The following is a 25987-nucleotide window of genomic DNA, read 5'->3' on the forward strand; positions in this document are numbered from 1 at the left end:
CGGGAGGGGAGCCGACATGGCCAAGACGATGATGGTGTGCTCGGGCGGCGGGCACCTGAAGCAGCTCTACTCGCTCGCCGACCGGCTCGGGGTCGCTCCGGAGGATCAGGTGTGGATCACCTTCGAGAACGGGCTGTCGACCTCGCTGCTGGCGGACCGGGAGGTGCACTACACCTCGTTCGTCGCCCCGCGGGATCTGCGAAACCTGTGGCGGCTGCGATCGCTTGCCGCGAAGGTCCTCGACCTGCACGAATACGATCGCGCGTTCAGCACCGGGTCCAGCCCTGCCGTCGCGGTGCTGCCGATGGCTGCTCGGCGAGGCGCCGCGGCGCACTACATCGAAAGCGCCGCGCGCGCTCTCGGTCCGAGCGTCTCGGGGCGGATCCTCCAGGGGATCAACGGTGTGCGCACCTACACGCAGTACCCGTCGTGGCGGAACGCCCGGTGGCGCTACGCGGGCTCGATCTACGACGGGTTCGTGAGGGCCGATGCGCAGGCCGCGGCGGCGAGTGCCGCGGTTGCGCCGAAGACCCCGCCCCCGTCGCGCGCGGTCGGGCGCCTCCGGCGTGCTGTGGTGACGGTCGGCACGCAGGAGGGCTACGGGTTCAGCCGGCTCTTCGACGCCGTGGTCCCGCTCCTTGCCGATTGCGACGACGTGCTGTGGCAGACCGGCCCTCAAGACGTCTCACGGTGGGGCATCGAAGGCCGGGACCGCGTGCCGCACGATGAGCTCAACGCCGCTGTTCGCGAAGCGGACGTCGTGATCGCACACGCGGGCACCGGCTCGGCGATCACCGCGTTCGAGCAGGGGAAGTTCCCGGTCCTGGTGCCGCGCCTCGCACGCTACGGCGAGCATGTCGACGACCATCAGATCCAGATCGCACGCGAGATGGAGCGGCGCGGGCTCGCGTTCATGCAGATGCCCGAAGAGCTCGACGAAGGCGTGCTCCACGAAGCGTCGGTTCGCGAGGTGCGCACCGTGGAGGCGCCGCCGCTGCACCTCGCGGCCTGAGCACTGCCTCAGTCGGAGAGGGCGGCCTCGACGATGGTCCAGGCCCCGGCGGCGAGCGTCGCCTGGCCCGCGCGCGAGGCGTGGAAGTGGTCGAGGGCCGAGATGTCCTCCGGCTCGAAACGGATGTCGTGCACCGCGCCGCCGTCGCTCGTGCAGCCCTCGGCGGCGGCGCACGCGGCTTCGATCGCGAGGTCGTACTCGGCGACCAATGCCTCGACCGAGGCACGGCGATCGACGTCAGCGGCAGCATCCGAGTCCGCCGACGCGAGTAGCGAACGACACCCGGGGCTCTCATCCCACATTCGGACGATCTCGGGGTCGGCGCGGCCCAGCTCCCACAGCCGGAGCAGATCGGGGACCGAGAAGGCGACGATGCGCGCATCGGGAGCCGCGGAGCGGATTCCCGCGAGGACCTGCGTGTAATCCGCGGCGAAGTCCTCCGCCGACGTCATCTCGGCCGTCGACGGAGCGCACGCGTCGTTCGCTCCCAGCAGCACGAGCACCACGTCGGGCGGATCGGCCGCGAGGGCGTCGACCGCCGATCGCGCCCAGGACACTCGCGCGCCGAGCTTGGCGATCGCCTCGACCGCCGGGCGCGATCCGGAAAGCGCCGCCATCCGATCGGCGATCGACCCCACCGAGGGGTCGGTGCCGACGGCCCAGGATGCTTCGACGCAGGCGCCCGGCGTACCGCAGGCGGTCGCGGCCAGCGTCATCGAGTCGCCCACGACGGCAAGCGAGTCGGCGACGGGCTCAGCGGACGCGCTGACCGTCGGCGTCGCTCGCGGGGGCTCGGCGTCGGCCGCGCAGCCCGCCAGCGACAGCGTCAGCGCCACACCGACGGCGACCCCGCGCGCGAACCGAGTCATCGTCGGCTCCGCCGTCGATCGTCCTCCTCGCGCAGCATCCCCTCCAGCTCGCCGGCGGAGATCTCGTCGGCTCCGAGCTGCGCAGCTTCCGCATCGGTGGGCAGATCGCCGGTGGGTGCCGGCGCCTCGTCCGATCCGGTCCCTGCTGCCGGTCGTCGCGCCTGCCGGACGAAGTCGAACATCATCCGATAGTCGCGGCGCACCGCGGGCACGAGCCACGCGACCGCCAGAACGGCGAGCCCCCCCAGGGCGCCGGCGACGACCTGCAGGATCGCCGGCCAGCTCGAGACGACCATCGTGATCCCGGCGGCCGCGCCGAACGCCCCGGCCGCAACCAGCGCCGGGCGTGCGAGCGGCACGGCGATGTCGGTCCAGCCGCGCACAAAGGTGCCGTGGATCGCGACGATGAAGCCGGGCACCAGCAGGACGACCGTCACGAGACCGTAGAGAAGTGCGAGCCCGTTCATGCCGTTCCACCAGATGCCGACGAAGAAGGACGCGATGACCAGAGGTCGGGTGATGAGGTAGTACACGAACTGCCGGTGAGCTCGGCCGAGGCTGATGTACATCCAGCCCTGCACGTTGCCCACCGCCTGAGCCACTCCCGCGATCGCCAGCAGGGCGAACACGTCGGCGGCGGCATCCCAGCCGGGACCGAGCAGCACGAGCATCAGCGGATGTGCGACGGCGGCCGCGACAGCGTACGCCGTGAGTGCGAGGTAGCCGATGACGGTGAACGCCCCCCGGACGTAGCGGCGATAGCGCTCGGCGTCGTCCTGGAGTCGGCTGAGCACGGGGAGGGCGACGCGGCCGAGCGGTGCGGTGAGCTGCTGCTGGGGCAGCAGGAACAGCGAGTACGCGCGCGAGTACTGCCCGAGGGCCGCCGATCCCAGCTGCTGGCCGATGATCACGTTGTCGAGGTTGCGCGCCGCGTAGTTCAGGAGCTGCACGCCGAAGATGCTTCCGCCCGTGCTGACGAACGGACGGATGTCGCGACCGATCCGCGGCACGCCCCACCGGGGCTTCGCGGCGATCCACAACGCGACCAGGCGATAGATCTGACCCGCGCCTGCGAGGACGACGAGCGACCAGACGCCCCAGCCGAGCAGCGCCGCGACGACCGAGAGCACCACGCCGGCCGCCATCGACGCGATGTCGATCATCGCGAGGGTGCCGAAGCGCAGTTGTCGCTGTACGGCCGCCTGCATCGGCATCGCGATGCCGTTGAGCAGCAGCGTGGGGGCGATCGCGAGGGTGAGGATCACGAGCCGGTCCTCGCCGTAGAGCGCCGCGATCAGCGGTGCGCAGGCGGCGACCGCGACCATGAGTCCCGCGCCGAGTGCGGCCGAGAACCACAGCAGCCCCGACCATTGGCGCGTCGTCAGATCACGTGCCTGCAGGATCGCTCCGGTCAGTCCGAAGTCGCGGACGAGATCGGCGACGCCTACGATCGCCATGATCATCGCCACCAGGCCGAAGTCGGCAGGCTCGAGAAGCCGAGCCAGGACCATCGTCGAGACGAGCTGCAGGAGGGTGCGCATCCAGAGTCCGCCGGCGGTGACCGCCGCACCGCGCGAGGCGCGGTGGCTCAGGTTCGACGGCGCCGACGTCACACGCGTTCCGCCTGCCGGATCGAGTCGTCGCGGGACCATGCCGCCGGTGCAGACGCCGGTCGCCCGCGCAGCGTGGTCATCCCGTACCCGTACACGTAGAAGGGCAGGTCGATCCAGCGGCCCGGCGACGCGGCGACGCGGCGCAGCAGACGTGAGTAGCGGCGCACCGCCGGGTCGTGCGCGGCCCGCTGCAGCTGCAGCGGCAGTTCGCGATTGCCCCGCGCGATGCGCGCTCCGCGCCGGATGTGGGTGGCCATGTCGGCGGAGGCGGCGATCGTGAACGAATGCCCGTCGAGGCTCAACCGCTCCTCCGGCTGGAACTGCTGCTGCACGAACCTGTCGTCGGCGATCACCTCGGGGAAGGCCTGCCAGCGCGCTCGTCCCGACTCGTTCACGGCGTAGATGCCGGAGCCGACGTGACCGCTGCTCCGGTAGTCCGACAGCTCCCACACGCGGTAGAACGCCCGGACCGCGAACGTGCTGCGCGACGAGTCGACGTTGAACGTCGGTGCCGCCACGAGCGGACCGGCGGCGTCCGACAGAGCTTTGGCGACGGCCCGCAGCGCGCGAGCCGAGATCTCGACATCGGCGTCGAGGTACACCCGGGGGAATCCGGTCGCCGCCGCGTCGCCGGCGTTGAGCGCGGCGATCTTCGAGGCCTCCTGGATCTCGACGACACGGACGCCGGGGACCGACGCAGCCTGGCTCGCGGTGTCGTCGGTGCAGCCGTTGGCCACGACGATCACCTCGAACTCGCCGGGAGCGGCGCCGCGCAGGACGCGCTCGAGGTGTCGCCGCAGCAGCGGCCCCTCGTCGTGGGCGGGGATCACGACGCTCAGGACGCTCATGGGCGCACCTCCTGGACCTGGATGACGGGTGGTGCGCTCTGACGGGTGGATGCCGCGTCGCGGCGCATCGCGTTCGCCGCGAGGGCGGGGGGACTCGCGGTGAGCAGCCAGGCGCCGATCGCGAGCAGGAAGAAGAAGACGAAGACCGTCTGGTAGAAGCCGAACGCGTCGTAGAAGAAGAGCGCCGCGGTGTAGCCGGCCGCCGACACCGAGAGGGCGAACGCGAGGAACGCGTAGCGGGGTTCGGTGCGGGCGGTGATGAACGAGAATCGCAGCAGCATGATGGTGGGGACGACGACGAGCGCGACGAGCCCCAGGACGCCGACCGCACCGACCTCCATCAGAGTGCCGAGGAACTGGTTGTCGAGGATGAACGCATTGCGTTCTTCGCCGACCACGATGCGACTGCCGACGCCCGTCCCGAAGAACGGGTGCACCGCCACCTGGGCGAGCGCGGGTTCGAGATCCGCGAGGCGTCCGGCCCCGCCCCAGCCGGGCGAGGTCTTCTGCGACGCGATGAGCGCGTCCAGGTCGAGGAAGGACGCGAACAGCGTGTCGAACACCTTGGGGAGTGCGAGGAAGCCGATGACCACGGTCGGCAGGGCGAGTGCGATGAGGGTGAGGCCCAGGTAAGGGCGCAGGATGAGAGTCATCAGCGTCATGATCGCCAGCACCACCACGGCGGTGCGGGACACAGCGGCCAGCACGCCCATGAGCAGGGCGGCCGCGGCGAGGCCGTACACGATGCGCCGCGACCAGCCGTTCACCGGGCGCTTCGCGTACACGGCTAGGTAGATCGCGAGCGGGATCAGGATGCAGAGCATGACCGACAGTGCGATCGGATGCTGCGAGGACGCGTACGACCGATAGCCGCCGGCGCGGAAGTCCGATCCCTCGTCGGCGATCATGTCGAGGGGGAGGAAGGTCGCGAGCCGCCAGAACACGTTGACCCGCGTGACGCGCTCGAACACCGCGAACAAGGCGACCGCGACGCCGCACCAGACCAGCGCCGTCGCGAGGCCCATCACGATCCGTTCGGTCGTGAGCAGCTGCCGCACGATGTAGAACGCCGAGAGGAGGATCGCGTAGTTCAGGAGCGCGCCGACGGCGGTGGAGGCGAGGCCCTGCTCGACGAGCGCGGTTCCGTTCGCCGGGATCGAGATCACGAGTGTCGCCACGAAGATCCCGATCGGCCAGCCGAACGCCACCGGCTGCCAGCGCCTCCCCCGATCGAGGACCAGTGCGACCGCGACGGCGAGCAGCAGCAGGATCAGCACCACGCGGTAGGGCTCCAGCTGGAACGGCAAGGGGATCGGGAGGGCGTACCGACGAACCGGGATGAACATCACCACGGCCACGAGGATGCCGAGCCCGCCGACCCACGAGAACACGATCCGCCGCGCCAGATAAAGGAGCGCGACCGTGAGCAGGAGTGCGCCGCCGATGAGCGGGGGAAGCAGTACCGCGGCGGCGATCGCGATCGCCGCCAGTGCGATGGCCCCGAGGACGACACGGACCCGTCCCGCCGGCGGGCCGGCAGCCGGCGGCGCATCGCCGTCCGCCGGCACGATCTCGGCCGGGGCGGCGGGCGGTGCGGCGGAACTCGACATGGCGACCCGTGGTCAGCCGGTGTAGGCGGGGTCGGGCTCTTCGACCGGCGCGGTTTCGCGTGCTCCGCGTCGCGACCGGACACGATCGCCATCGGGTGACGGGTCGACTGGCGCACCGAGTGGTGCGTCCGCGAGAGGGTCGAAGAGCTCGCCGGAGTCCGCATCCACGTGCTCTGCGTCCTCGGCATCCGGTTCCGGGGCGGCCGGGCCGCCCGAAGGCGTCGGTCGATTCCTCTTCGACCTGCCCGCCCGCACGCCGGCGAGGATGAAGGCCGCGGCGACGAACAGGAGGAACACGCCCAGGAACGTGATCACGATCGGGATGGCGGGGTTGCTCCCCTCCACCTCCGTGGCGGGCGCGCGGTCGAGCACGCTCACCACGACCCGGTCGGAATCGGGCAGGGTGGCGGCATCCTGTTCCGCCACCACCTGGGCGAGGAACAGATCGGCGGCGGTGTCGGCGATCTCCTCGGCCCGATCGGGGTTCAGCGACGTGCCGACGACGGACAGGATCGGCAGCACATAGCGACCGGGGAACGACTCGTCGCCGCCCGGCTGCGTGGTGCGACGCAGAGCGGTGAGGGACTCGTCGTCGCTGAACACGCCGATCTGATCCTCGACTTCGCCCCGCATGTCGAGGCCGCTGATGAGGTACGCGTAGAGGATCGCCTTCGAGGTGAGGTCGACCGTCTCGGGCTGCGTCTGGCCCTCCACCAGCGGCTGGCCGGGCACGACCGCCTGGTACATGTTGTCGCTCTCGCCGGCGACCAGCAGGGTTGTCGCAGCGGTATAGGACTGCACCGCGCGAGAGGTGACCTTGCCGTCGATGATGGTGAATCCGGCGAAGAACGCCGCGATCGCGGCCACCACTGCCCCCACCAGCAGGAACCATTTGCTGCGCCAGAGAACCTGTAGGTACTTGGGAACGTCCATGCTGCCAACTCCCCTCCTCACCCCCAGCGGGCGAGATAGATGTCGCATGCCGCCGTGGCGAGAAGGGTCGTCCGACCCAATCCGGACGATGACCTCACGTTCATCCTGCGGCGCGGGACCCGCTCGCAGATTGCGGGGATGTTAAGGCCTTGCGACAGTTGGGTGGGAGATCGCAGAACGCCTTGCGCCGACGGGTGACGGCATAACACCCTGGGCTCATGCAACGGGGCGAGGGATCGCCCTCGCCGCTGGCCGACTGGGGGGCTCATGCGGGTGCTTCTGTCTTTTCCGCACGCGATCGGCGCGCCGGGGATCGGCTGGACCGCGTGGAACCAGGCCGATTCGCTCATCCGCGCCGGCCTCGAAGTCCATGTGGTCGCCGGCAGTGTCGGCCGTCCCGTCGAGGGTGCGGCATCCGTCACCACTTCGCTCGCGGTCGGCCCCACGCGCATCCCGCACCGCGCCGTCGGGCGCGAACGCGCCTTCCGCTGGCATGACGGCGTCGCGCGCGCGGTGCTGCGTCGCACCCCGGTGGACGTCGTGCACCTGTGGCCCCTCGCCCCGGGCCTCACGGCCACTGAGGCGCGCACCCGCGGGATCGCGGCGGTGCGTGAGGCGCCGAACACGCACACGCGGCACGCGTGGGACGTCGTGTCGGCCGAGATCGAGCGGCTGGGGCTGACCGGCGCCGATCGCACCGCCCATACCGAGAACACCGCGCACCTCGCGATGGAGCAGGCGGAGTGGGATGCTGCGACGGGCGTGCTCGCGCCCTCCGAGGCCGTCGCGGACTCCTTCATCGCCCAGGGATTCGACCCGCGCCGGGTGTTCCGCCATCGCTACGGGTATCGCCCGGGCACCCGTCGCGCCGCGGTCCGCAGCGCCGAGGCGCGCCCGCTCCGTGCCGTATACGTCGGACTCGCCGAGCCCCGCAAGGGCCTGCACCACGCGCTCGATGCGTGGCTCGCATCGTCGGCGTCGCAGCGCGGGACTTTCACGGTCGTCGGCAGGATGCTGCCCGGCTACGCCGCACATCTGGGCGACCGGCTCGACCACCCGAGCGTGCGCGTCGTCGGATTCCGCGACGACGTGCCGGCAGCGCTCGCCGCATCCGACGTCCTGGTGCTCCCCACCCTCGAGGAGGGAAGCGCCCTGGTCACCTACGAGGCGCAGGCGATGGGCGCGGTCCCGCTGGTCTCGACGGCGGCGGGCGCCGTCATCGACGACGACGTGCACGGCCTGCTTCATGCGCCCGGAGACGCGGCGACGCTGTGCGCACACTTCGACCGCCTCGCCGCGGACCGGTCGGAACTCGCCCGGTTGAGCGGGAACGCGCTCGCGCACGCGGGCGAACTGACATGGGATGCCGCGGCCGAGAGCCTCGTCCAGGCGTACCGCGACGCGGTCGCCGTGTCGGAGGGGGTGCCCGATGCCATCCCCGTCTGATGTCACGGTGATCGTCTGCTCGCGCAACCGGTCGGAGATGCTGCGCGACGGTCTCGCCGCGATCCTCTCCTCGACCCCCGCCGAGGCCGATGTCCTGGTCGTCGACAGTGCGAGCGACACCGCCGAGACGAGGGATGTCGCCACGGACGCGGGCGTCGCCTCCACCCGCGCGGGGCGCGGCCTGTCGGTCGCGCGCAACGCCGGAATCACCACCGCGACGCGTCCCCTCGTGGTTTTCACGGATGACGACTGCCGCCCCACGGAGGGGTGGATCGAGCACCTGATCGTGCCGTTCGCCGACGACCGCGTCGCGGCGGTCACCGGACGCATGCTCGATCACACCTCGTCGGCCGATGCGCCCTACGACAGGCCCGCACGGTACGAGACGGCGATCAGCGGGCTCGATGCCGGGCATGGTGCGGTCATGGCGTTCCGCCGCGACGTGCTGCTGCGGCTCGGGGGATTCGACGATCTCATGGGTGCGGGCCAGCGGCTGGCCGGTGCCGAGGACCTCGACATCTTCATCCGGCTGCTGCGCGCGGGCGCGCACGTCGTGCACTCCGCCGAATGCGTCGTCCTGCACGCCAACACGCGCGTCGGCGCCGCGTACGTGGAGCTGCATCGCGGCTACGGGCTGGGGCTGGGCGCCCTGGTCGGCAAGTGGCTGCGACGGGACCCGCGGTTCGGCGTGCGCATCGGCTGGACCCTCACCCGTCGCACCGTGGCGCGGATCGCCCGCGCCCGCCGCCAGGGACGCGCCTTCGAGCACGAGCGGGCGCTGCTCGGGGGGATCTTCGCCGGCGCGTGGGCAGTGCGCCGCGCGCCGATCGTGGGCGAGCGCTTCGTCCCGCCCTGGAGCCCTGACGGCATGCCCACCCTGCGAATGGAAGGAGCGCTCGCATGACGACCGCATCGCCTGTGGTGTCCGACGGCACCACGATCGCCCCCGTCCCGGGCGTTCGGATCGACATGGTCCGCACCCTCGACGAGCAGAACATCGGATCGAGCATCGCCTACGAGGCCATGCACACCGGCGCAGTGCTCACCATCGAGGGAGCCGGATATCTGCGCCCCGACGGCACTCTCGATCGAGAGCGGATCCACGCACAGCTGCGGCATTCGCTCGCGCGGGTACCGGAGTTCGGCATGAAGCTGCTGCGCTCACCGCTCGGTCTCACGACGCCCGCATGGGTACCCGATCCCGACTTCGATCCTCGCGAGCACGTCGAGTTCTTCGACACCCCCACGGCCCTGGATTCGACGACCGTGCGCACCCTCGCCGGATTCGACAAGCCCGTGCTGGCGCAGGACCGCCCGCTGTGGGACATGCGCTTCACGGTGTTGACGACGGGGGAGATCGCGCTGGGCGCGAGGATGCACCACGTCGTCGGCGACGGTCAGTGGGGCTTCAGCGTGATCCAACGCGTGACGGGTGACGAGCCGCTCGCCCCGGACCCGGAGTTCGTGCTCGAGCCGACCGGCGTGCCGCCGCGGTCGGCGTGGGCGGTGCCCCTGCAGGCGCTGCGGGACTATCGAGCCAGGTCGGCCTCTGCGGGCGGTCTCTGGCGCGAGTACTGGCGCAAGCCCGTGCTCAAGCGCGCCAAGCGCGTCGCGTCGCGTGACGCCTGGTTCGTCAAGGAGTACGTGATCCGGCGGAGGGGCCTGCGAGCGGCCATGCTGCCGGCCACTCGGCCGGTGATCTTCGAAGTCGCTGCGTCGCCGGCGGCACGGCAGGCCGCGAAGCTGCGCGGCTCGCTGAACGATCTGGTGGTGGCGGCCGCGATGGGCGCCGTCGACGATGACGACCGCGGGATCGACGTGCTGGTGCCGGTGTCGCGACGGCGCAAGGGTGTCGGCGGCGACGTCCGCAACCACGTCTCGATGGCCCGGGCCCACAGCGAGCCGGGCGCCACCCTGGCCGAGCGGGTGGCCGCGGTGCGGCAGCTGGTGAGGACCGTGGCGCGCGGAGAGGACGAGCCGCCATCGGACGGACGCCTCGCCGGCTACGCCACGCTCATGCCGCTCGCCGAGTCGTACCGGTGGTTCGGCGACGCGCGCGTCAATCATGTCGCGATCCTGCCCGCGGGCGATCCCCGCAGCGAGATCTCGGTGTTCGCGACCGTCTACGTCGACGACCTCGCGGTCACCGTCGTCAGCCGCGAAGAGTTGGACGTGGAGGGCATCGCGGACCGGGTGGAGGGCGTCCTCGCGGGGGCGGGTCCGGTGCGTGTCGCAGCCGCCCCTGCTGTCGAGCCGGCGTCATCCGCTGCCGACGGACAGGAGGCCGCGGCATGAGACGGACGCTGCGGGCGATCGGCTCGCTCGTGGACCCGCGTCTCTACCTGCATGGGCTGCGCATCCTGCATTTCTACGGCTACGCCCACGTGTCCCAGGTGCGCCGGCTCACCCGCGGCCCCGGGGTGTCGTTCGCCCCGAACGTGTCGTTCCGCAACGCGGAGCGCATCGTCATCGGGGCGGGGACCCATATCGGCGAGTACTCGACGATCTGGGCGGGCAACTCCACCGGCCGCGTGATCTTCGGCGAGAAGGCGCTGCTGGCGCCGCGCGTGACGATCACCGCGTCGAACTACGGGATCGTCCGGGGGACTGCGCCGATGGACCAGGACAAGGTCGAGAAGGACATCGTGATCGGATCGGGCACCTGGCTCGGCGCCGGCGTCGTGGTGCTCGCGGGCGTCACCATCGGCGATGGGGCGATCGTCGCGGCCGGAGCGGTGGTCACGAAGGACGTGCCGTCGGACGCGATCGTCGGTGGGGTGCCGGCAAAGGTGATCGGGTGGCGTCCCGGTTCCGAGCCCGGCTTCGCCGGCGCCGAGCCCGGACGCATCCCGGCGCCCGCTGGCGGGTGGGGCGTCGCATGAGCTCCCTCACCGTGGATGTCATCGTGGTGAACTACAACACGCGCGAGCGCACCATCGAGTGTCTGTCCAGCGTTCTGGACCAGCGGATCCCGGGCTTGTCGGTGATCCTTGTCGACAACGGCTCGAGCGACGGCAGCGCCGGTGCGATCGCCGCCGCGCATCCTTCGGTCACCATCGTGGACATCGGCGAGAACATCGGATTCGCGCGCGGTGTGAACCGCGGGGTCGCGGCATCCGTCGCCGACTACATCCTGCTGCTCAACCCCGACGCGAGCGTGTTCCCAGGATCGCTGGAGGCGCTCGTGGCCTTCGCCGAAGCGCACCCCGAGAACGGCGTCTACGGGGGCCGCACGGTGGGCGAGGACGGATCGCTCGACCCTTCCTCCTGCTGGGGCGCGCCGACGCTGTGGTCGCTGACGTCGTTCGCGACAGGCTTGAGCACGCTGTTCAAGCGCTCGCCGCTGTTCGATCCGGAGTCGCTCGGCGCGTGGCAGCGCGACACCGTCCGAGAGGTCCCCGTGATCACCGGATGCCTCATGCTCGCGCGCCGTCGGGACTGGGACGCCGTCGGCGGCATGGACGAGCGGTTCTTCCTCTACGGCGAGGACGCCGAGTTCTCGGCGCGCGCCCGCTCCCAGGGGTTGCGCCCCGTGATCGTGCCCGAGGCCGTGATCCGGCACGACGTCGGCGGATCGACCGGATCCACCGGACGCAAGATGGCGATGGTCATGGCGGGCAAGGTCACCTACCTGCGGCTGGTGTGGCCCGCCCTTCCCGCGCTGTGGGGCGTGCTGCTGCTGCAGGCGGGCGCGGGCGTCCGCGCGGCGCTGGAGGCCGTATCGCGATCGCGCAGGCGTACCTGGCGTGACACGTGGACGCATCGCCGGGCCTGGCGACGGGGATACCCCGCGGCGGAGCGCACACTGTTCGGCCGCGAGCCGGCGACGGTCCCGCGACCGCTGCGCGTGCAGGCGGAGCCCGCGTTCCGCACCGAGGCGGCAAATCCCTACAACGGCACGCTGTATCGGGCCCTCCAGCGGCGCGGCGCAAGGGTGAGCGATCTCAGCTACTGGCGCCTGCTGATCGAGCCGACCGATGTCGTGCATCTGCACTGGCCGGATCTGTCGTTCCTGTCGGGCTCGCGGCGCGCGATCCACGTCGCGCGACTGGTGCTGTTCTACGGCGCGCTGCGGATCGTGCGACCTCGGGGGACGGTGCTGGTGTGGACGGTGCACAACGTCACCTCGCACGAGGAGCGGTCATCGGCGCCCATCCGCCGTGCCGCCGAACGGCTGCTCCTGCGCAACGTCGACGGCATCATCGGCCTGACCGAGCAGGGGGTCGAGGCCGCGCGTGAGGCGTATCCCGGACTCCACGAGGTGCCCGCGGCCGTCACCCCGCACGGTCACTACCGTGACGACTACGGGTTCGGCGTGCCCCGCGAGCAGGCGCGAGCTGCTCTCGGGCTGCCGCAGGACGGGCCGGTGGTGGCGACCGTCGGGCAGATCCGCGCCTACAAGAACATCCCGCACCTGATCCGGGTGTTCCGCTCGCTGCCGACGGATGCGGTGCTGCTGATCGCCGGATCCGCGTCGCCGGCCGAGCTCGAGGCGGAGATCCGCGAGGCGGCGGGGGAAGACCCGCGCATCGTCCTCCGTCTGCGCTTCCTCCCGGACGACGAGCTGGCGGCGACCCTGGCCGCGGCCGACCTCGTCGTGCTGCCGTACTCGCGCATCCAGAACTCGGGCTCCGCGATCCTCGCGGCATCGGCCGACCGGCCGGTGCTGGTGCCGGACCTGGGTGCGATGAGGGAGCTGCGTGCGCAGCTCGGCGACCGCTGGGTGCGGCTCTACGACGGCGAGCTGGATGCCGCCGACCTGCACGACGCCGTCGCGTGGGCCACCCGCGACGACCGTCCTGCCGCCGTCGACCTCTCCGCACTCGACTGGGATGCGATCGCGTCTCAGACCCTTACCGCGTACCGGGACTTCCGGTCCCGTTCGCGGCGCGCCGCCTCTCCCGTGAAGACGCGGGTGCCCGCCGCAAGAGCCAGATCATGAGCGGTCCCTCATCCAGTTCCGGCGGGGTGTGGGCGCGGCGATCCGCGCTCGCGCTGGTAGCCGCGGTGGCACTGGGCGCGGCGGCATCGGCGGCCTTATCGCCGGCCGCAGTGGCCGCGCCGCTGCCCGCGGGTCGGTACGTCGTGGCGGTCGCGGACGGAGTGGATGCCGCCGCGCTCGCCAAGACGGCCGGCCTCGATGTCGATCGCCGATTCTCGGAGGCGATCAACGGCTTCGTCGTCGAGCTCACGGCGCGCGAGGCGACCGCGCTCGTCCGCGATCTCCGCGTCGAGGCCGTCAGCCCGGATGTGACCTTCCAGGGGATGGCGCAGTCAGTCCCGCCGCACGTGAGATCGGTCGAGGCCGATGAGACCCCGGTCGATGCGGGAGACGGCGTGACCGACTGGGACGGGCCGGCCGTCGCGGTGATCGACTCCGGGGTGAGCCCGCACGTCGATTACAACCTGGCGGGCTCCGTCGGCTGCGTGCCGGGACTCGACGCGAGCGACGGCAACGGGCACGGCACCGCCGTCGCCGGTTACATGGCCGCCTACGACAACGGCATCGGTACCGTGGGCGTGGCACCGGGGGCGCCCGTCTACTCGGTGCGCGTGATGGACGCGAAGAACGTCGGGACGCTCTCGTCGCTGCTGTGCGGCGTCGAGTGGGTCTCGCAGAACGCGCAGCGCCTCGGGATCGAAGTCGTGAACATGAGCCTCGCCACCAGCGGCGCGGACGACGGCGATTGCGGCTTCACCGACGGAGACGTCCTGCACCAGGCGATCTGCGCCCTGAGTCAGCAGGGGCTTGTGATCGTCGCATCCGCGGCGAACTCGACGACGGATCTCGCGAAGTTCGTGCCCGCCTCCTACGACGAGGTGCTGACCGCGACGAACATCGCCGACTACGACGGCCGACCGGGCGGGCTCGGCACCGCGCCGTGCGCCGTCTCGACGATCGACGACCGCCCGTCGGCGAACTCGAACTTCGCCGTCGCGACGGCGGATCAGGCTCACACCCTCGCCGCGCCCGGCATGTGCCCCTACACGACGACCAAGGGCAACCGGTACGGCTACATCCAGTCGGGCACGAGCATGTCGGCCGCGGCCCTCAGCGGCGTCGTGCTGGACTGCCTCGCGGCCGGTGACTGCACGGGGACCCCCGCGCAGGTGCGCGCCACGGTGATCGGGCAGGCCGCCCTCGCGGCGACCCGTGGCCATCGGTTCGCGGGGGATCCGCTGTCGCCCGTGGCGGGTCGGTTCTACGGGTATCTCGCCTCGACTGCCCCCGCGGGAGGAGTGACGCCCACCCCCACCCCCACTCCGACCCCGACTCCCACTCCGACTCCCACTCCGACCCCGACTCCGACCCCGACTCCCACCCCGACGCCGGATCGCACGGCTCCGTCCGTCACTGTGACGGCGCCCGCTTCGGGCAGCACGGTCTCAGGCCTCGTCGCGGTGACCTCTACCGCGTCCGACGACGGCGGCGTGGTCTCGGTGGCCTACTGGTCGGGCTCGACGCGTCTCGGGACGGCCGTGCGGCAGTCAGACGGAACCTGGCGCGCGTTGCTCGACTCCCGCTCTTACCCCAACGGCACGTACGCGGTCGTCGCGAAGGCGACGGATGCCGCGGGCAATGTGGGGACCTCTCCCACCGTGTCGCTGAACATCCGCAACTGAACACGGCTGCTCGGCCGACTTCGAGCAGCAGACCTTCAGCTCTGCACCGGTCTCGGGCGCGGCGGACGGGAGGCCGTCAGTCCGCGGCGGGTTCTGCCCGCGGCAGCGGCGGGATCCCCGGCGGGAGGCTGAACAGGCCCGGCACGCGGCCCACGGCCGCGTAGAGCGCGAGAGCGACCGCGATCGCCACCGCTGCGAGCCCCACCGCGACCGCGGCGGTCGGGAGCGCGGCCACCGGGATCAACGGGGCGAGGGCCGAGATCACGAGCACGTGCAACACGTAGACCGGCAGCGTGCGCGCCCCGAGTCCCTGGGCCGCATTCCCTGCGACGGGTATGCGCGACAGCATCACGGCCAGAGCGACTCCCGCTGCGACGCCGAGCACGGCGACGGGAAGTGTCGCAGCCCATCGCACCGACGACGGCACCAAGCTCAGTCCGAGCGTGAGCGCGCCGTACCCCGCGAACACCCCGATGCCGAGCGGCCAGGTGACGCGCTCCGCCCACCGCAGCAGGAGCTCGCGACCGTGCATTCCGAACACGAAGAAGAAGAAGTACGTGCCGATCGAACGCCAGGTGTACCCGGTGCCGAGTTGGATGATTCCGCTCGCGAACAGCACCGACACCGCACCGGCGAACGTCAGCTGGAGCCACGCCGGTAACCGTCGCATAGCCCACGCGGCTGCGGAATACAGCACCAGGGCATACAGATACCAGAGGCCCGACCAAGGCTGCACCGGTGAGACGAGGAACTGCATCCACGGATCGAGCGGCTCGAGCGGCCACGGCACCAGAGAGAACCACACAGCCCTGACGAGTCCCCAGAGGACGTAGAGGTACGCGAGCAGCAACAGCCGTCGACGCCACAGTCGTCCGAACGGCAGCGTGCGGATCGCTCCGGCCGCCAACAGGCCCGAGACGGCGAAGAAGAGAGGCATGCGCATGGTCGTGAGGCCGGTGTCGGCGCGCTGCAGCGGTCCGGCCACCCAGCCGTACGCCTCGAGGAACTGCAGGCTGTGATGGAGCACGACCAACGCGATCGCCACCCCTTTGGCGATGTCGATCCACTGCACGCGCGGTGCCGCCGCGGTCATCATGACTCGAGGCTAGGAACTCCCGTCCGGCGGGGGGTTTCCCCGTCGTGAACTCGGATTACCCCGCCGTGAAGTTCTGCTGACCGGTGCCGCGGCCGCGGGGCCTCAGTCCCGGTCGCCGCGCACGAGCTCGAGTCCCGCCCCTGCGAACTGACGCAGCGTCGCGTCGGGCAGGAACGCCCGAGTGAGGGCTCCGCCGATGCGCGTCAGGTCGCTCTCGTCGCGGAACAGCAGGTACATGGTCTCGTATCGCGGATGGAACTTCTCCTTGAAGCGGTGCAGCGACCGGAACCCGTACACCGGCTCGAGCGCGTCGGCGAGCTTGTCGCTGAGCGCCGCGATCATGCCGGCATCCGGAGGGTAGTCGTGGGCGAGGGGTGCGCCCGACAGCGACATGATCTCGGCGCCCTCCTCCGAGAAGAGCCTCGCCGACGATCCGATGAGGTACTCCATCACCGGCCCGAAGCCGCCTTCGCGGCGCCGCATGAGATCGAGGGTCCACCCCCGCACGGCGCCCGCGGAGCCGTAGACGGGCAGCCACGACAGGAACCCGTCCACGTCGCCGTTGGGGGCGAGCGCGAGGGCGAGACGCACCTCCGGGTCCTCCGCCTCGACGAGCGTGCCGAGCGTGAACCCCATCTCGGGCAGCCCCTTGTCACCCACCCACATCTCGGAGATCGCCCGCAACTGCTGCTGCACGCCCCACGACTCCTCCTTGAGGTGGGTCATCCGGAAGGTCATCTCCTCCCGGCCCGCCCGGTTCAGCGACGAGCGCACCGAGTTCCACCGCTTGCCGGTGAACTCGAGACCGGGAAGGTCCACGATCGTGTCGTCGGCCACGACCAAGCTGCGCCACGAGGCCGGCACCGCGGCCCGCGTAGCCTCGTCGGCGCTGAAGAAGCACGGGATCAGTCCCGCCCGCTCGGCATCGTGGATGAACTCCTCGACGGCTGCCGCGCGCGAGGCGTCCGGACCGATCGGGTCCGCGAGGGCCAGTGCCACGCCCGCACGTCGCTGGTACGCGACGATGCTGTCGGCGGTGCGGGCGTAGGTGTTCCCCTCCCAGGTCGTCATCCACGAGAGGGTGCCGCCGCCGTGGGTGCGCAGCATCCGTTTCACGTCTTCGACACCCGGGGAGGGCTGCAGGCCGATGCGCGACCGGCGTCGGGCCCGGAACGCCCGCCGCACCCAGATCAGGTAGATGAGCATGAGCAGCCACATCGCGCCGCTGGCGAGGGCCAACTCGGTCTCGCCGTCGATCGCCGCCTCGACCTGGGCCTCGGAGGCGATGATGATGGCCACCCCGACGAGGAGCGCCGTCAGCACGTTGAGGACGGCCAGGATGATGGCGAGCACCCGGGCCCAGCGGCGCCCGCGTCGCAGTCCGTTGGCGATGATGAGGATGATCACGACGTCGATCGCGAAGTCCCAGAAGCCGCCCGAGGCGGGTTCGGTGGAGCCGAAGGGGCCGTCCGTCGGCACGAGGATCGTGATGACCTCGACAGCGCCGAGCACCAGCACCGCGATGAAGGCGATGAGCCGCTGCTCGCGCATCGTGGTGCGCTGGACGCGCAGCGATCGGTCGACGAACAGCACGAGCAGCACCGCGAGCAGATGCTCGAGGTCGGCGAGGGTGCCCCAGAAGAGCATCGCCACGAACACGTAGCCGAGCAGCACCAGCCATGCACGGACCCGCCAGGGGCTCCGCAGCAGCCCGACGGCCGCGGCGATGCAGGCGAACGTGCCGCCCGACGGGCCGACGTCCAGTGCCGCGGCCTGGGTCTGCGCCCAGCCCCACGACGCGATCCCCGAGCACCCCCACAGCACGAGAGCGGTCGCGAAGATCGCGAACAGCTGGCCGACCCAGTAGTAGGCGAGAGCCACGCGCCACCCGCGCCGGAACTCGAGGTACGCCATGCCGACGAAGCTCGCGAGCGTGAACGGGTAGACCCACGGCGCATTGACGAAGAACGTGCCGGTGAGAGGCGTCCACCACCGGCCGGCCTCGAACGCGGGGAGCCCGTAGGCGACGGCGTCGAAGACCTCGGAATCCTCGAACGGCTGCCACAGTCCCTGCCACACGACGCCCGTCACCAGGACGAGCGCGATCATCGTGAGTGTCGCCGGAATCCGCCCCACCCCGGCGAGCACGCGGTTCGGTCTCTGAGTCGCCCCGTCGCTCATGGGGTTCACGATAGCGGTGGGTCTTGCGGCCGTCCCTTATCCGAGCGGGCCCGCCTGGCGGACGAAGTCAGCGAGCGCCTTCGCGTCCTCGGCGTCGCGCATCGCACGGCGTGCGGCGTCGAGCGCGGCGACCGGGTCCTGCGCCTGGCGCGCTCGGGCGAGTTCGCGCTGGGCCGAGAGCAGCCGTGAGCGTGCGTCGGCCCCGGCACGGGAACGGGACACGGATGCCTCGGCCTGCGCCAGTGCGCCGCGCGCGGCGGCGAGGGTGCCCGGGAGGGCGGTTCGCGCCCCGCGCAGTCGCTGCTGCGAGGTGCGGGCGTCGCCGAGGGCGAGGTCGAGCCGGCTGCGCAGGCGCGCGATGGCGTCGACGGTGCGGGTGGGGTGGCGGGCAGCATCCGTCTCGATGCGGTTCAGCTCGCCGTCGATGGCGTGGAGCTCCGTGCCCAGCCGCGCGGCGTCGGCGGCGTCGAGGTGCTCGCGCGTGACGGAGGCCTGGCGCAGCGCCGTGCGCGCTGACGCGATCTCGTCGGGCACGGCCTGCGCCGCCTGGAGCACGAGGCGGTGGGTCTCCTCGAGGTTGCGGGCGTCCGCCTCCGCCTGGCGGAGCGCGCGTTCGGCGGCGGCGAGATCGGGGAGGGCGCTCAGCGACGGGTCGGCGGCACGGGCGGCGGCGGCGTCGAGGTGACCTTCGGCGGCGGTCACCTCGGACAGTGCGGCGTGCGCCGAGCGCGAGGCATCCCGCCATTCCTCTTCGGCGAAGCGCGACGACAGCTCGGCGACGAGCGCGGCCGGATCGCCCATCGACGCGTGCAGCGCGGCGAGACGGCGGCGGGCGGCGTCGATCTGCCCGGCCGCCGACACGTTCGCGGTGACCCAGGCGCCGTGCTCCTTGCGGGCGGCGGCGACGGTCGCGAGAGCCTCGCCCGCGCGGCGCTCGATGCGCGCGGACACCCGCTGGACCTCCTGGGGGGCGACCGTGGGATCGCTGATTGCGCGGTAGTCCTCGAACGCGTCGTTGCGAACGTGCTGCGCCGTGAGGCGGGCCCGCCGCAGCGACGCCGGGGCGTCTCCGCCGTAGAGGGCGCCGGAGAGGCCGACTTCGAGGTCGAGCTCGGCGACCTCGTCGTCGAGCTTCACGAGCGTCGCGCCCGCCTTCGCCCTCTCGCGCTCGGCGGCGGCCCGTGCTCGTGGGGAGCGACGTGCGCGGCGAACCGCCCACACGATGGCGGCAACGGCAAGGGCCGTCACGCCGAACACGACCAGGGCCGGCACGAGCCACCCCATGATCGCGGCGGCGAGCTCAGGCATCGGCGACGCCGGCGTTCGCGGCCGCACTCTCGTCGGCGTGCTCTCCGAACAGCAGCAGAGCGCGCAGCTGGTCGACATCGTCGACGACCGCCTGCGCGCCCTCGGACTCGTGCGGCCAGCTGAAGCCCCACCGGACGAAGATCACGGGTACGCCCTGGGCGGCGCCGCCCTCGACATCGTGGTGCCGATCCCCGACGAGCACGGGACGGCTCGTGTCGACGCCCGCGGCGGCGAGGCGCCGCAGCGCCTCGGCGACGATGTCGGACTTCGCGCTGAGCGTCTTCTCGTCCGGCGTCGCGCCGACGATGGCCGTGAGCGAGGTCGACAGGTCGAAGTGGTCCATGAGCGCGACGACCTGCACCTCGGGCTTCGAGCTTGCGGTTGCCTGCGGGATGCCGCACGCCGCGACATCCGTGATCAGCTCACCCACCCCGGGGAAGAGCTTGGCGCCCGTCGTGTACCCGTCCGCCTTGCCGAGCGTGCGATAGAACGCGACGGCCTCGGCCGACTGCTCGGGCGTCATGCCGACGTTCACCTGGAACGACTGGTACATCGGCGGCCCGATCCAGTGCACGAGCTCGGCGCGGGTCGGCGGACGCTTGCCGAAGTGCTCGAGGGCGATCGTGAGGCGACGGAGGATGCCGTCGGACGCGTCGACGATCGTTCCGTCGACGTCCCACAGCACACAGGTCCACGGCGATCGGCTCGGCATAGGGACCAGCCTATGCGGAGGCGGCCCTCCGCTCCGAGACGGAGCGGTGCACGCGGGCCAGGCGCGCCATCATGCGCCGCAGATCCTCGATCTCGGCGGGGGACCAGTCGGCGAGCAGGGTCCTCATGTTGGACTCGGCCGTCGACATGATGCGCTCGCCGATGCGGCGGCCTTGGTCGGTGAGTGCGACGAGCACCCCGCGGTCGTCGTCGGGTGCGGGAACGCGCACCGCCAGCCCCGTGCGGACGAGGCGGCCGACGATCTTGCTCATGTTCGTCGCGGTCTGCCCGAGCGCGAGCGACAGGTCGACGGGCCGCATCGCGCCGTTGTACGACAGCTGGTTCACCACCAGGAACATGCCCATGTCGTCCACCGGGAATGCGACCCGCGCCATGACGTCGCGCCGGAGACCGGTGCTGTCGGCCCAGTGCACGATCGTGGCGAGCGAAAGTCGGAGGTCCAGCGGGTCGGGCGCGATGACCGGGCTCAGGTCTGCGGAGGCGTCGGTGTCGACGTCACCTCTGGCCATCGCCTTCTCGTTCCTCTCGGCCGCTTCCCGGGCTCACTCCTCACGCAGCAGCCGGACGGGACCGAGGAGTCCGTACTCGCGCACGACAGCGTGCTGCGTGCGCTCCTCGCCGGTGAGCTGCGCCCCGATGTCGGGGATGCGCTCATAGTATCCACGGGCGCGGAGCCGGTTGTTCAGCGAGCTCGAGACGCGGACGGTGAGCGTGTTCTCGCCGGGACGGATGCTGCCGGTGACGTCGACGACCGGGTGCGCGGTGTCGAACCCGCGCTGCGGACCGTCGCCGACCCGCACCGACCCGAGCCCGCCGCCGGTCGAGCCGAGATCGAGGAGGTATCGCGCGCCGTCCGCGACCTCGGGGACGGAGAGGATGGCGGTGTACTCGCCGACGCCGGAGACATCGGCTCCGACGCCGGAGATCTCCGACCACGCTGCGAGTTCCACCTCGCCGGCGTCGAGTCGGGTCACGGCGGTCTTCGGGCGCACCTCGCGTGACACGTATCCGAGGCCGCGGTCCTCCTCGAGGACCTCGGGCTCGCCGGCATCCCAGCTTTCGACGACCAGTCGCCACGCCTCGGCCCGGGCGACCTCGGAGACGGAAGGAGCGGGCGAGTCCGCGGCATCCGTGGTCGTATCGAGGACCACGACCGCGACCTCGCCCGGCGCGAGCGTGAGCTCGACCACGGTGCGGCCGCCGCGCTGTCGCGCGCCGCGGTGCGGACGCAGCTCACCGGTCCAGGCGTCGAGGCGGTGCGCCGCGCCCGTTCCCTCGACGACGATGCGCACCGTGGTGGGCTCGGTCGTCTCGTAGAGGAAGTGGTACGCGTACAGGACCATGAGGCCGTCGTCCTCACGCAGGTGCGTGAGGACGTTCGGATCGTCGGTCTCCAAGCGCGCGCGGCCGCCCGCCCCGAGCTCGTCCAGGGCGGTCACGACACCGGAGGGCGCGGTCACGCGGACCCCCGGCATCCGTCGCAGCTCCGCCATGGTCGCGGCGAGCTCGCGGTCGCGGCCGTCGAGACCGGGGGTGCGCGCCGCCGCGGTCTCGTGGGTGGTGTGGCGCCCCTCCATCAGCGACTGCACTTCGCGGGCGCCGTCGACGACCACGAGTCGCAGGCCGCGCTGCGCCCACGCGAGCAGGTGCGCGGCGACGTCGGGGTCGAGGGTCTCCTGGTACACGATGAGGGCTCGATAGCCGGGGCCGCCGGGCTGAACCTCGTCGCCGTCGAACGACACGTCGTCGCGCAGCAGCAGGGATCCGTCGAAGAACTCGTAGGTGATGCCGGCGTCCTGCATGCCGAGGTCCTGCCACCAGAAGTTGTCGCGGTCGCGCATCCACATCGTGCCGTAGGCGACCTCGTCGGGGATGCGCTCGCCGTCCGGACCCGTGAGCGAGAGCCCCACGAGGTTGTCGGTGAAGTGGTCGGTGCGCAGGATCCCCACGTCGATGCGCGGCCGTCCGCACCGCAGCGCGTACTGCAGGCGGCCGATCGCGGCGGTCCACAGCGGATAGAACTCCGATCCGGGCTGGCGCGTGTCGAAGCGCTCGGAGAACATCGGCCACATGCCCTCGTGGCCGGGCCACTCGGTCACGCCCTCGGCGCCGGCGGGGCTCGCCCAGCCGTGCAGCACGGTCTTCGTGATGCCCGCCGCGAGCTGCGTCGCGATGATCTGGTCGTAGAACCGGTGATCGAGCATGTGGTTGCGGGTCGTGGCGCCGGTCTCGGACGAGTACTGCTTGCCGAAGAGGTGCGCGGGGCCGGCGAGCAGCCGGTACGCGTCGATCTGGGCGCCGAACTCGAGCGATTCGGTCTCGATGCCGTCGACCTCGGGTCCGGGGCGGGTGAGCTCGAACGGCAGGCCGTAGCTGACCTCTGCGCGCAGGGTCATGCCGACGCCGTGGAGGAACTCCGCGAACGGCCGCAGCATGTTCTCGATGTACAGGTCGGTGAAGGTGACGACGAGGTCGTGACGGACCTTGTCGACAGTGATGCGGTCGGCGTCGCCGGCGGGCTGGTGGTGGTAGATCGTCGAGACCGCCATGAACGGCACGTCGCGCGTGAGGAACGGCAGCCACGGCACCACGTCGTAGCCGCGGCGGGCGCGGAACTCGTCGACGACCGTGTGGCCCCAGAAAAGCCCCCCGGCGCCGAACGTCGACAGCTCGAGCGAGTCCATGTACATCTGCGCGCGCGGGTTCTGCGCGATCTGCGCGCGCAGCTGCGGGGTGAGCACGACGTCGTCCCAGTACGCGATCACGGCGTCGACGCCGTCGCGGTCGATGTAGTTGACGGTGTAGTTGACCGATGCCGAGGGCTCCGCGGTCTGGCCGGTTCCGTGCAGCCAGTAGAAGAAGACCCGCCAGTCGCCGTCACCGTCGGGCGCCGTCCACTCCAGCGCGTCGTCGGTGACGGATGCCGTCAGCTCGGTGAGCGACGACGCGTCCAGTACGCCGGCGTCGGCGTCGAGCACCCTGGCCGCGACGACGGCGACGAGGTGCTGGTCGCGGATCGTGCCGCGCTCACCGGGAAGGTGGCGGGCGGCGGCCGGGGCCGCCAGGTCGATCCGGGGGAGCGGACCCGAGCGGCGCTCGCCGGGGGCGAGGGTCTCGGATGCCACGTCGAGTTCCTGCGCGGCGGCGCGGTCGTCGGGTGTGATCGTCGGAAGGTTGGCGTTCGACCAGTTGGTGCCCGACGTGAAGCTCACCGACATGCCGCGACGCGTGGTCTCCTCGACCACGACCTGCGAGTCGTGCACCCACTCCTCGGAGCCCCAGCCGTAGCGCGCGTGGTCGATCGCGCCCTCGTCCATGGCGAGGAACTCCATGCCGCCGAAGCCGAGGCGATGGGCATCGGCGATCTCGCGCCTCAGCGTCGCGTCGCCGTGCAGGCCCTCGGCGAGCCACCAGCGCAGCTCGGGGCGGAATTCGATGGCAGGTTCGGCGATCTCGCGCCGGAAGTCGTCGAGCGTCATCGCTGCAGCATCCGTTCCTGTCAAGTACTGTCTTCGCGACAGTATGTACTGTCAGGGCGACATGACACAAGACCCGACCGCAAACGGGGGAAGGCGCGAGGAGTGGCTAGAACAGGCGCGGTGCGCCGGACTCGATGCCCTTCATTCCCTCGTAGTCGAGGGTGACGCAACGGATGCCGCGGTCCGCGGCCAGCACCTTCGCCTGGGGCTTGATCTCCTGGGCGGCGAAGACGCCGGTGACCGGGGCGAGGTGCGGGTCACGGCCGAGCAGCTCGAGGTAGCGCGTGAGCTGCTCGACGCCGTCGATGTCGCCGCGGCGCTTGACCTCGACGGCGATCGTGCCGCCTTCGGGGTCGCGCAGCAGGAGGTCGACCGGGCCGATGGCGGTCGGGAACTCGCGGCGCACGAGCGTGAGGTTCTCGCCGATGACGTCGACCTGCTCGGCGAGGAGGCGCTGCAGGTCGGCCTCGACACCGTCCTTCTGCAGACCAGGGTCGATGCCGAGCTCGTGGGACGAGTCGTGGATGACCTCGTAGATGCGCACGAGCAGCGCGTCACCGGTCTTCGCGTGCGTCACCCGCCAGTGCTCGAGCACGCCGGCGGACGCCGACTCCTCGTCGGGCACCTCGACGTCGAGACGGCACGGCGGGCTCATCCAGTTGAGCGGCTTGTACGAGCCGCCGTCGGAGTGCACCAGCAGCGACCCGTCACCCTTGTGCACCAGCAGGCGGGTGGCGAGGGGCAGGTGGGCGTTGAGCCGCCCGGTGTAGTCGACGGAGCAGCGGGCGATGACGAGACGCACCCGAAGAGCCTAGCCTCCTGCGTCAGCTTGCCCGCAGGCTCGTCGGATAGCCTTTGCCCTCGTTGCCCGCGCCTCGCCGCGCAACCCCCAGATCCCGGCCCCACGCCATCCCTTTCGTCCGGAGAAGAACCGATGAACTCACGTCAGCCCGACGCGACCGTCCACATCCTGTCCAGCACCGTCGCCGAACTCCACGTCGGCAGCGATGTCGCGGAGGTCGTCGCTCCCGACAGCCTCGCGCTGCGCGACCGCGTGGTCGAGGAGATCCGTCAGCTCGCGGCATCCGCCGGCGAACCGGCGCACGCGACCCTCGTCGAGGGCTCGTCCCGCTGGCCGCTCGTGGTTCACCCGGACGGCACGTTCGACGAGGCGCTGGAGGAGGCGGCCGTCGACGCGGCACCCGCGCCGGCCCCGGTGCCGACCCTTCCGGTCACGGCGCCGACGCCGGTTCCCGCCGTGCCGACGCTCGCGCCGGTGTCGGAGGAGGTCGCCCGGCCGACCGTGCAGGACCTCCTCGACTCGCGCGGCGGCGGCGCCCGCCCGCGGGCGACCACGGGCTGGCAGGGCGCCGTGCGGCGCGCGACCGGCGGTCTGATCTCACCGGCGCCGGGTCGCGTCGAGCGTTCGCGCCTCGACCGCGAGAAGCGCGTCCAGCGTCGACTCGACGCCCCCCGCACGATCGTCGTGCTCAACCCCAAGGGCGGGGCGCACAAGACGACGAGCACCCTGCTGCTGGCAGCGACCTTCGGCACGCTGCGGGGCGGAGCGACGCTCGCGTGGGACAACAACGAGACCCGTGGCACGCTCGGCTGGCGCGCGCAGCACGCGCCGCACCACCGCACCGCCGTCGACCTGCTCGAGGACCTCGACGAGGCCTCGAACTTCCGGGGGTCCAGCCTCGCGGCGCTCGATCACTACGTGCGCACGCAGGTCGACGCGCGCTTCGACGTGCTCGCCTCTGATGAGGATGCCGCCGCCTCCTCGACGATCGACGCGCCGGCGTTCGACCGGCTCCACGCCCTGCTGCGCCGCTACTACCGCCTGATGATCGTCGACACGGGCAACAACATGCGCGCCTCGAACTGGGTCGCCGCCGTCGCCGCCGCCGATCAGCTCGTGATCGTGTCGACCGTGCGCGAGGACACCGCGGCCAGCGCCGCCTGGCTGCTGGACGGCCTGCGCGAGAAGGGCTTCGGCAGGAAGATCGACGAGGCGGTGACGGTGCTGACGGCACCGTCCTCCCGCCCGGACCGCAAGCTCGAGTCGCGCCTCTCCCAGCACTTCGAGCAGGTGACGTCGGCCGTCGTGAATGCGCCGTTCGACCCGTCGCTCGTCGACGGGGGCCCCATCGACTTCGACGCGCTGTCTCCCGAGACCCGCGACGCGTGGCTCACGGTCGCCGCGACGGTGGCCGACCGGCTCTGATCCACAGGC

At 71.4% G+C, this 25987-nt stretch carries 20 protein-coding genes; 8 read left to right on the forward strand and 12 right to left on the reverse strand.

Annotated elements, in window-relative coordinates; translation table 11 throughout:
• Positions 1-16: 16 nt before the first annotated feature.
• Entirely contained in the window at positions 17-1012 is a 996-nt protein-coding gene (locus RS82_RS18125; RefSeq protein ID WP_052676924.1) for a glycosyltransferase, read from the forward strand.
• Positions 1013-1020: 8 nt separating this feature from the next.
• Here RS82_RS18125 and RS82_RS18130 read toward each other — a convergent pair whose 3' ends face one another.
• The 5 genes from RS82_RS18130 to RS82_RS21585 are packed head-to-tail and all read right to left on the reverse strand — an operon-like array spanning position 1021 to position 6885.
• Positions 1021-1881: a GDSL-type esterase/lipase family protein gene (locus tag RS82_RS18130; RefSeq protein ID WP_045302023.1), complete on the reverse strand. Its 861-nt coding sequence runs from the start codon at positions 1879-1881 to the stop codon at positions 1021-1023.
• Entirely contained in the window at positions 1878-3494 is a 1617-nt protein-coding gene (locus RS82_RS18135) for a lipopolysaccharide biosynthesis protein (protein WP_052676925.1), read from the reverse strand. The genes RS82_RS18130 and RS82_RS18135 overlap by 4 nt, the downstream gene beginning before the upstream one ends.
• Positions 3491-4342: a glycosyltransferase family 2 protein gene (locus tag RS82_RS21575; protein ID WP_052676926.1), complete on the reverse strand. Its 852-nt coding sequence runs from the start codon at positions 4340-4342 to the stop codon at positions 3491-3493. Before RS82_RS21575 ends, RS82_RS18135 begins: the two co-directional genes overlap by 4 nt.
• Entirely contained in the window at positions 4339-5952 is a 1614-nt protein-coding gene (locus RS82_RS21580; RefSeq protein ID WP_045302025.1) for an O-antigen ligase family protein, read from the reverse strand. Before RS82_RS21580 ends, RS82_RS21575 begins: the two co-directional genes overlap by 4 nt.
• Positions 5953-5964: 12 nt before the next feature.
• Positions 5965-6885: a YveK family protein gene (locus RS82_RS21585; protein WP_045302027.1), complete on the reverse strand. Its 921-nt coding sequence runs from the start codon at positions 6883-6885 to the stop codon at positions 5965-5967.
• A gap of 267 nt (positions 6886-7152) precedes the next feature.
• On the opposite strand from RS82_RS21585, the gene RS82_RS18155 reads away from it, so the two are divergent.
• Genes RS82_RS18155 through RS82_RS20840 form a run of 6 tightly spaced genes read left to right on the forward strand, consistent with a single transcriptional unit; the run spans position 7153 to position 14955 of the window.
• Positions 7153-8331 carry a glycosyltransferase family 4 protein gene (locus RS82_RS18155; RefSeq protein WP_045302029.1) on the forward strand — a complete coding sequence of 393 codons (1179 nt, stop codon included), beginning with the start codon at positions 7153-7155 and terminating at the stop codon, positions 8329-8331.
• Complete coding sequence (locus RS82_RS18160; RefSeq protein ID WP_169748724.1) at positions 8315-9235, forward strand: glycosyltransferase family 2 protein; 921 nt, start codon at positions 8315-8317, stop codon at positions 9233-9235. The genes RS82_RS18155 and RS82_RS18160 overlap by 17 nt, the downstream gene beginning before the upstream one ends.
• A complete protein-coding gene (locus RS82_RS18165; protein WP_045302032.1) occupies positions 9232-10626 on the forward strand; it encodes a wax ester/triacylglycerol synthase domain-containing protein in 1395 nt (464 codons plus the stop codon). Before RS82_RS18160 ends, RS82_RS18165 begins: the two co-directional genes overlap by 4 nt.
• Positions 10623-11213, forward strand: a complete 591-nt coding sequence (locus tag RS82_RS18170) for an acyltransferase (protein WP_045302034.1) — start codon at positions 10623-10625, stop codon at positions 11211-11213. The genes RS82_RS18165 and RS82_RS18170 overlap by 4 nt, the downstream gene beginning before the upstream one ends.
• Positions 11210-13273: a glycosyltransferase gene (locus tag RS82_RS20835; protein ID WP_157005674.1), complete on the forward strand. Its 2064-nt coding sequence runs from the start codon at positions 11210-11212 to the stop codon at positions 13271-13273. The genes RS82_RS18170 and RS82_RS20835 overlap by 4 nt, the downstream gene beginning before the upstream one ends.
• The gene (locus RS82_RS20840) at positions 13270-14955 is read left to right on the forward strand and encodes a S8 family serine peptidase (protein ID WP_084695753.1); all 1686 of its coding nucleotides are present in this window, start codon (positions 13270-13272) and stop codon (positions 14953-14955) included. Before RS82_RS20835 ends, RS82_RS20840 begins: the two co-directional genes overlap by 4 nt.
• A 76-nt stretch (positions 14956-15031) precedes the next feature.
• Here the strand turns inward: RS82_RS20840 and RS82_RS18190 are convergent, their stop codons facing one another.
• The 7 genes from RS82_RS18190 to nucS form a co-directional block, all read right to left on the reverse strand.
• Positions 15032-16051: an acyltransferase family protein gene (locus tag RS82_RS18190; RefSeq protein ID WP_084695754.1), complete on the reverse strand. Its 1020-nt coding sequence runs from the start codon at positions 16049-16051 to the stop codon at positions 15032-15034.
• Positions 16052-16153: 102 nt separating this feature from the next.
• The gene (locus RS82_RS18195; RefSeq protein ID WP_045302264.1) at positions 16154-18232 is read right to left on the reverse strand and encodes a bifunctional lysylphosphatidylglycerol flippase/synthetase MprF; all 2079 of its coding nucleotides are present in this window, start codon (positions 18230-18232) and stop codon (positions 16154-16156) included.
• A 36-nt stretch (positions 18233-18268) separates the two neighbouring features.
• Positions 18269-19540 carry a hypothetical protein gene (locus tag RS82_RS18200; RefSeq protein WP_045302266.1) on the reverse strand — a complete coding sequence of 424 codons (1272 nt, stop codon included), beginning with the start codon at positions 19538-19540 and terminating at the stop codon, positions 18269-18271.
• On the reverse strand, positions 19533-20252 hold the full coding sequence (locus tag RS82_RS18205; protein WP_045302038.1) for an HAD hydrolase-like protein: 720 nt from the start codon (positions 20250-20252) through the stop codon (positions 19533-19535). The genes RS82_RS18200 and RS82_RS18205 overlap by 8 nt, the downstream gene beginning before the upstream one ends.
• Before the next feature lie 10 nt (positions 20253-20262).
• Complete coding sequence (locus RS82_RS18210; RefSeq protein WP_045302041.1) at positions 20263-20781, reverse strand: MarR family winged helix-turn-helix transcriptional regulator; 519 nt, start codon at positions 20779-20781, stop codon at positions 20263-20265.
• A 33-nt stretch (positions 20782-20814) separates the two neighbouring features.
• Entirely contained in the window at positions 20815-23751 is a 2937-nt protein-coding gene (locus RS82_RS18215; RefSeq protein ID WP_045302043.1) for a glycosyl hydrolase, read from the reverse strand.
• A 106-nt stretch (positions 23752-23857) separates the two neighbouring features.
• Positions 23858-24553, reverse strand: coding sequence for an endonuclease NucS (nucS, locus tag RS82_RS18220; RefSeq protein WP_045302045.1), 696 nt, complete (start codon positions 24551-24553; stop codon positions 23858-23860).
• Positions 24554-24685: 132 nt separating this feature from the next.
• Here nucS and RS82_RS18225 point away from each other — a divergent pair, with 132 nt between their 5' ends.
• A complete protein-coding gene (locus RS82_RS18225) occupies positions 24686-25978 on the forward strand; it encodes a MinD/ParA family ATP-binding protein (protein WP_045302047.1) in 1293 nt (430 codons plus the stop codon).
• The last annotated feature ends 9 nt before the right edge of the window (positions 25979-25987 follow it).

Source organism: Microbacterium trichothecenolyticum (assembly GCF_000956465.1).
Taxonomy (GTDB): domain Bacteria; phylum Actinomycetota; class Actinomycetes; order Actinomycetales; family Microbacteriaceae; genus Microbacterium; species Microbacterium trichothecenolyticum.

What these genes read in the sequence shown, in the direction of transcription:
- RS82_RS18125 (WP_052676924.1), top strand. Translation starts at nt 17, where the DNA reads ATGGCCAAGACGATGATGGTGTGCTCGGGCGGCGGGCACCTGAAGCAG.
- RS82_RS18130 (WP_045302023.1), bottom strand. Translation starts at nt 1,881, where the DNA reads ATGACTCGGTTCGCGCGCGGGGTCGCCGTCGGTGTGGCGCTGACGCTG.
- RS82_RS21575 (WP_052676926.1), bottom strand. Translation starts at nt 4,342, where the DNA reads ATGAGCGTCCTGAGCGTCGTGATCCCCGCCCACGACGAGGGGCCGCTG.
- RS82_RS21580 (WP_045302025.1), bottom strand. Translation starts at nt 5,952, where the DNA reads ATGTCGAGTTCCGCCGCACCGCCCGCCGCCCCGGCCGAGATCGTGCCG.
- RS82_RS21585 (WP_045302027.1), bottom strand. Translation starts at nt 6,885, where the DNA reads ATGGACGTTCCCAAGTACCTACAGGTTCTCTGGCGCAGCAAATGGTTC.
- RS82_RS18155 (WP_045302029.1), top strand. Translation starts at nt 7,153, where the DNA reads ATGCGGGTGCTTCTGTCTTTTCCGCACGCGATCGGCGCGCCGGGGATC.
- RS82_RS18160 (WP_169748724.1), top strand. Translation starts at nt 8,315, where the DNA reads ATGCCATCCCCGTCTGATGTCACGGTGATCGTCTGCTCGCGCAACCGG.
- RS82_RS18165 (WP_045302032.1), top strand. Translation starts at nt 9,232, where the DNA reads ATGACGACCGCATCGCCTGTGGTGTCCGACGGCACCACGATCGCCCCC.
- RS82_RS18170 (WP_045302034.1), top strand. Translation starts at nt 10,623, where the DNA reads ATGAGACGGACGCTGCGGGCGATCGGCTCGCTCGTGGACCCGCGTCTC.
- RS82_RS20835 (WP_157005674.1), top strand. Translation starts at nt 11,210, where the DNA reads ATGAGCTCCCTCACCGTGGATGTCATCGTGGTGAACTACAACACGCGC.
- RS82_RS20840 (WP_084695753.1), top strand. Translation starts at nt 13,270, where the DNA reads ATGAGCGGTCCCTCATCCAGTTCCGGCGGGGTGTGGGCGCGGCGATCC.
- RS82_RS18190 (WP_084695754.1), bottom strand. Translation starts at nt 16,051, where the DNA reads ATGATGACCGCGGCGGCACCGCGCGTGCAGTGGATCGACATCGCCAAA.
- RS82_RS18195 (WP_045302264.1), bottom strand. Translation starts at nt 18,232, where the DNA reads ATGAGCGACGGGGCGACTCAGAGACCGAACCGCGTGCTCGCCGGGGTG.
- RS82_RS18200 (WP_045302266.1), bottom strand. Translation starts at nt 19,540, where the DNA reads ATGCCTGAGCTCGCCGCCGCGATCATGGGGTGGCTCGTGCCGGCCCTG.
- RS82_RS18205 (WP_045302038.1), bottom strand. Translation starts at nt 20,252, where the DNA reads ATGCCGAGCCGATCGCCGTGGACCTGTGTGCTGTGGGACGTCGACGGA.
- RS82_RS18210 (WP_045302041.1), bottom strand. Translation starts at nt 20,781, where the DNA reads ATGGCCAGAGGTGACGTCGACACCGACGCCTCCGCAGACCTGAGCCCG.
- RS82_RS18215 (WP_045302043.1), bottom strand. Translation starts at nt 23,751, where the DNA reads ATGACGCTCGACGACTTCCGGCGCGAGATCGCCGAACCTGCCATCGAA.
- RS82_RS18225 (WP_045302047.1), top strand. Translation starts at nt 24,686, where the DNA reads ATGAACTCACGTCAGCCCGACGCGACCGTCCACATCCTGTCCAGCACC.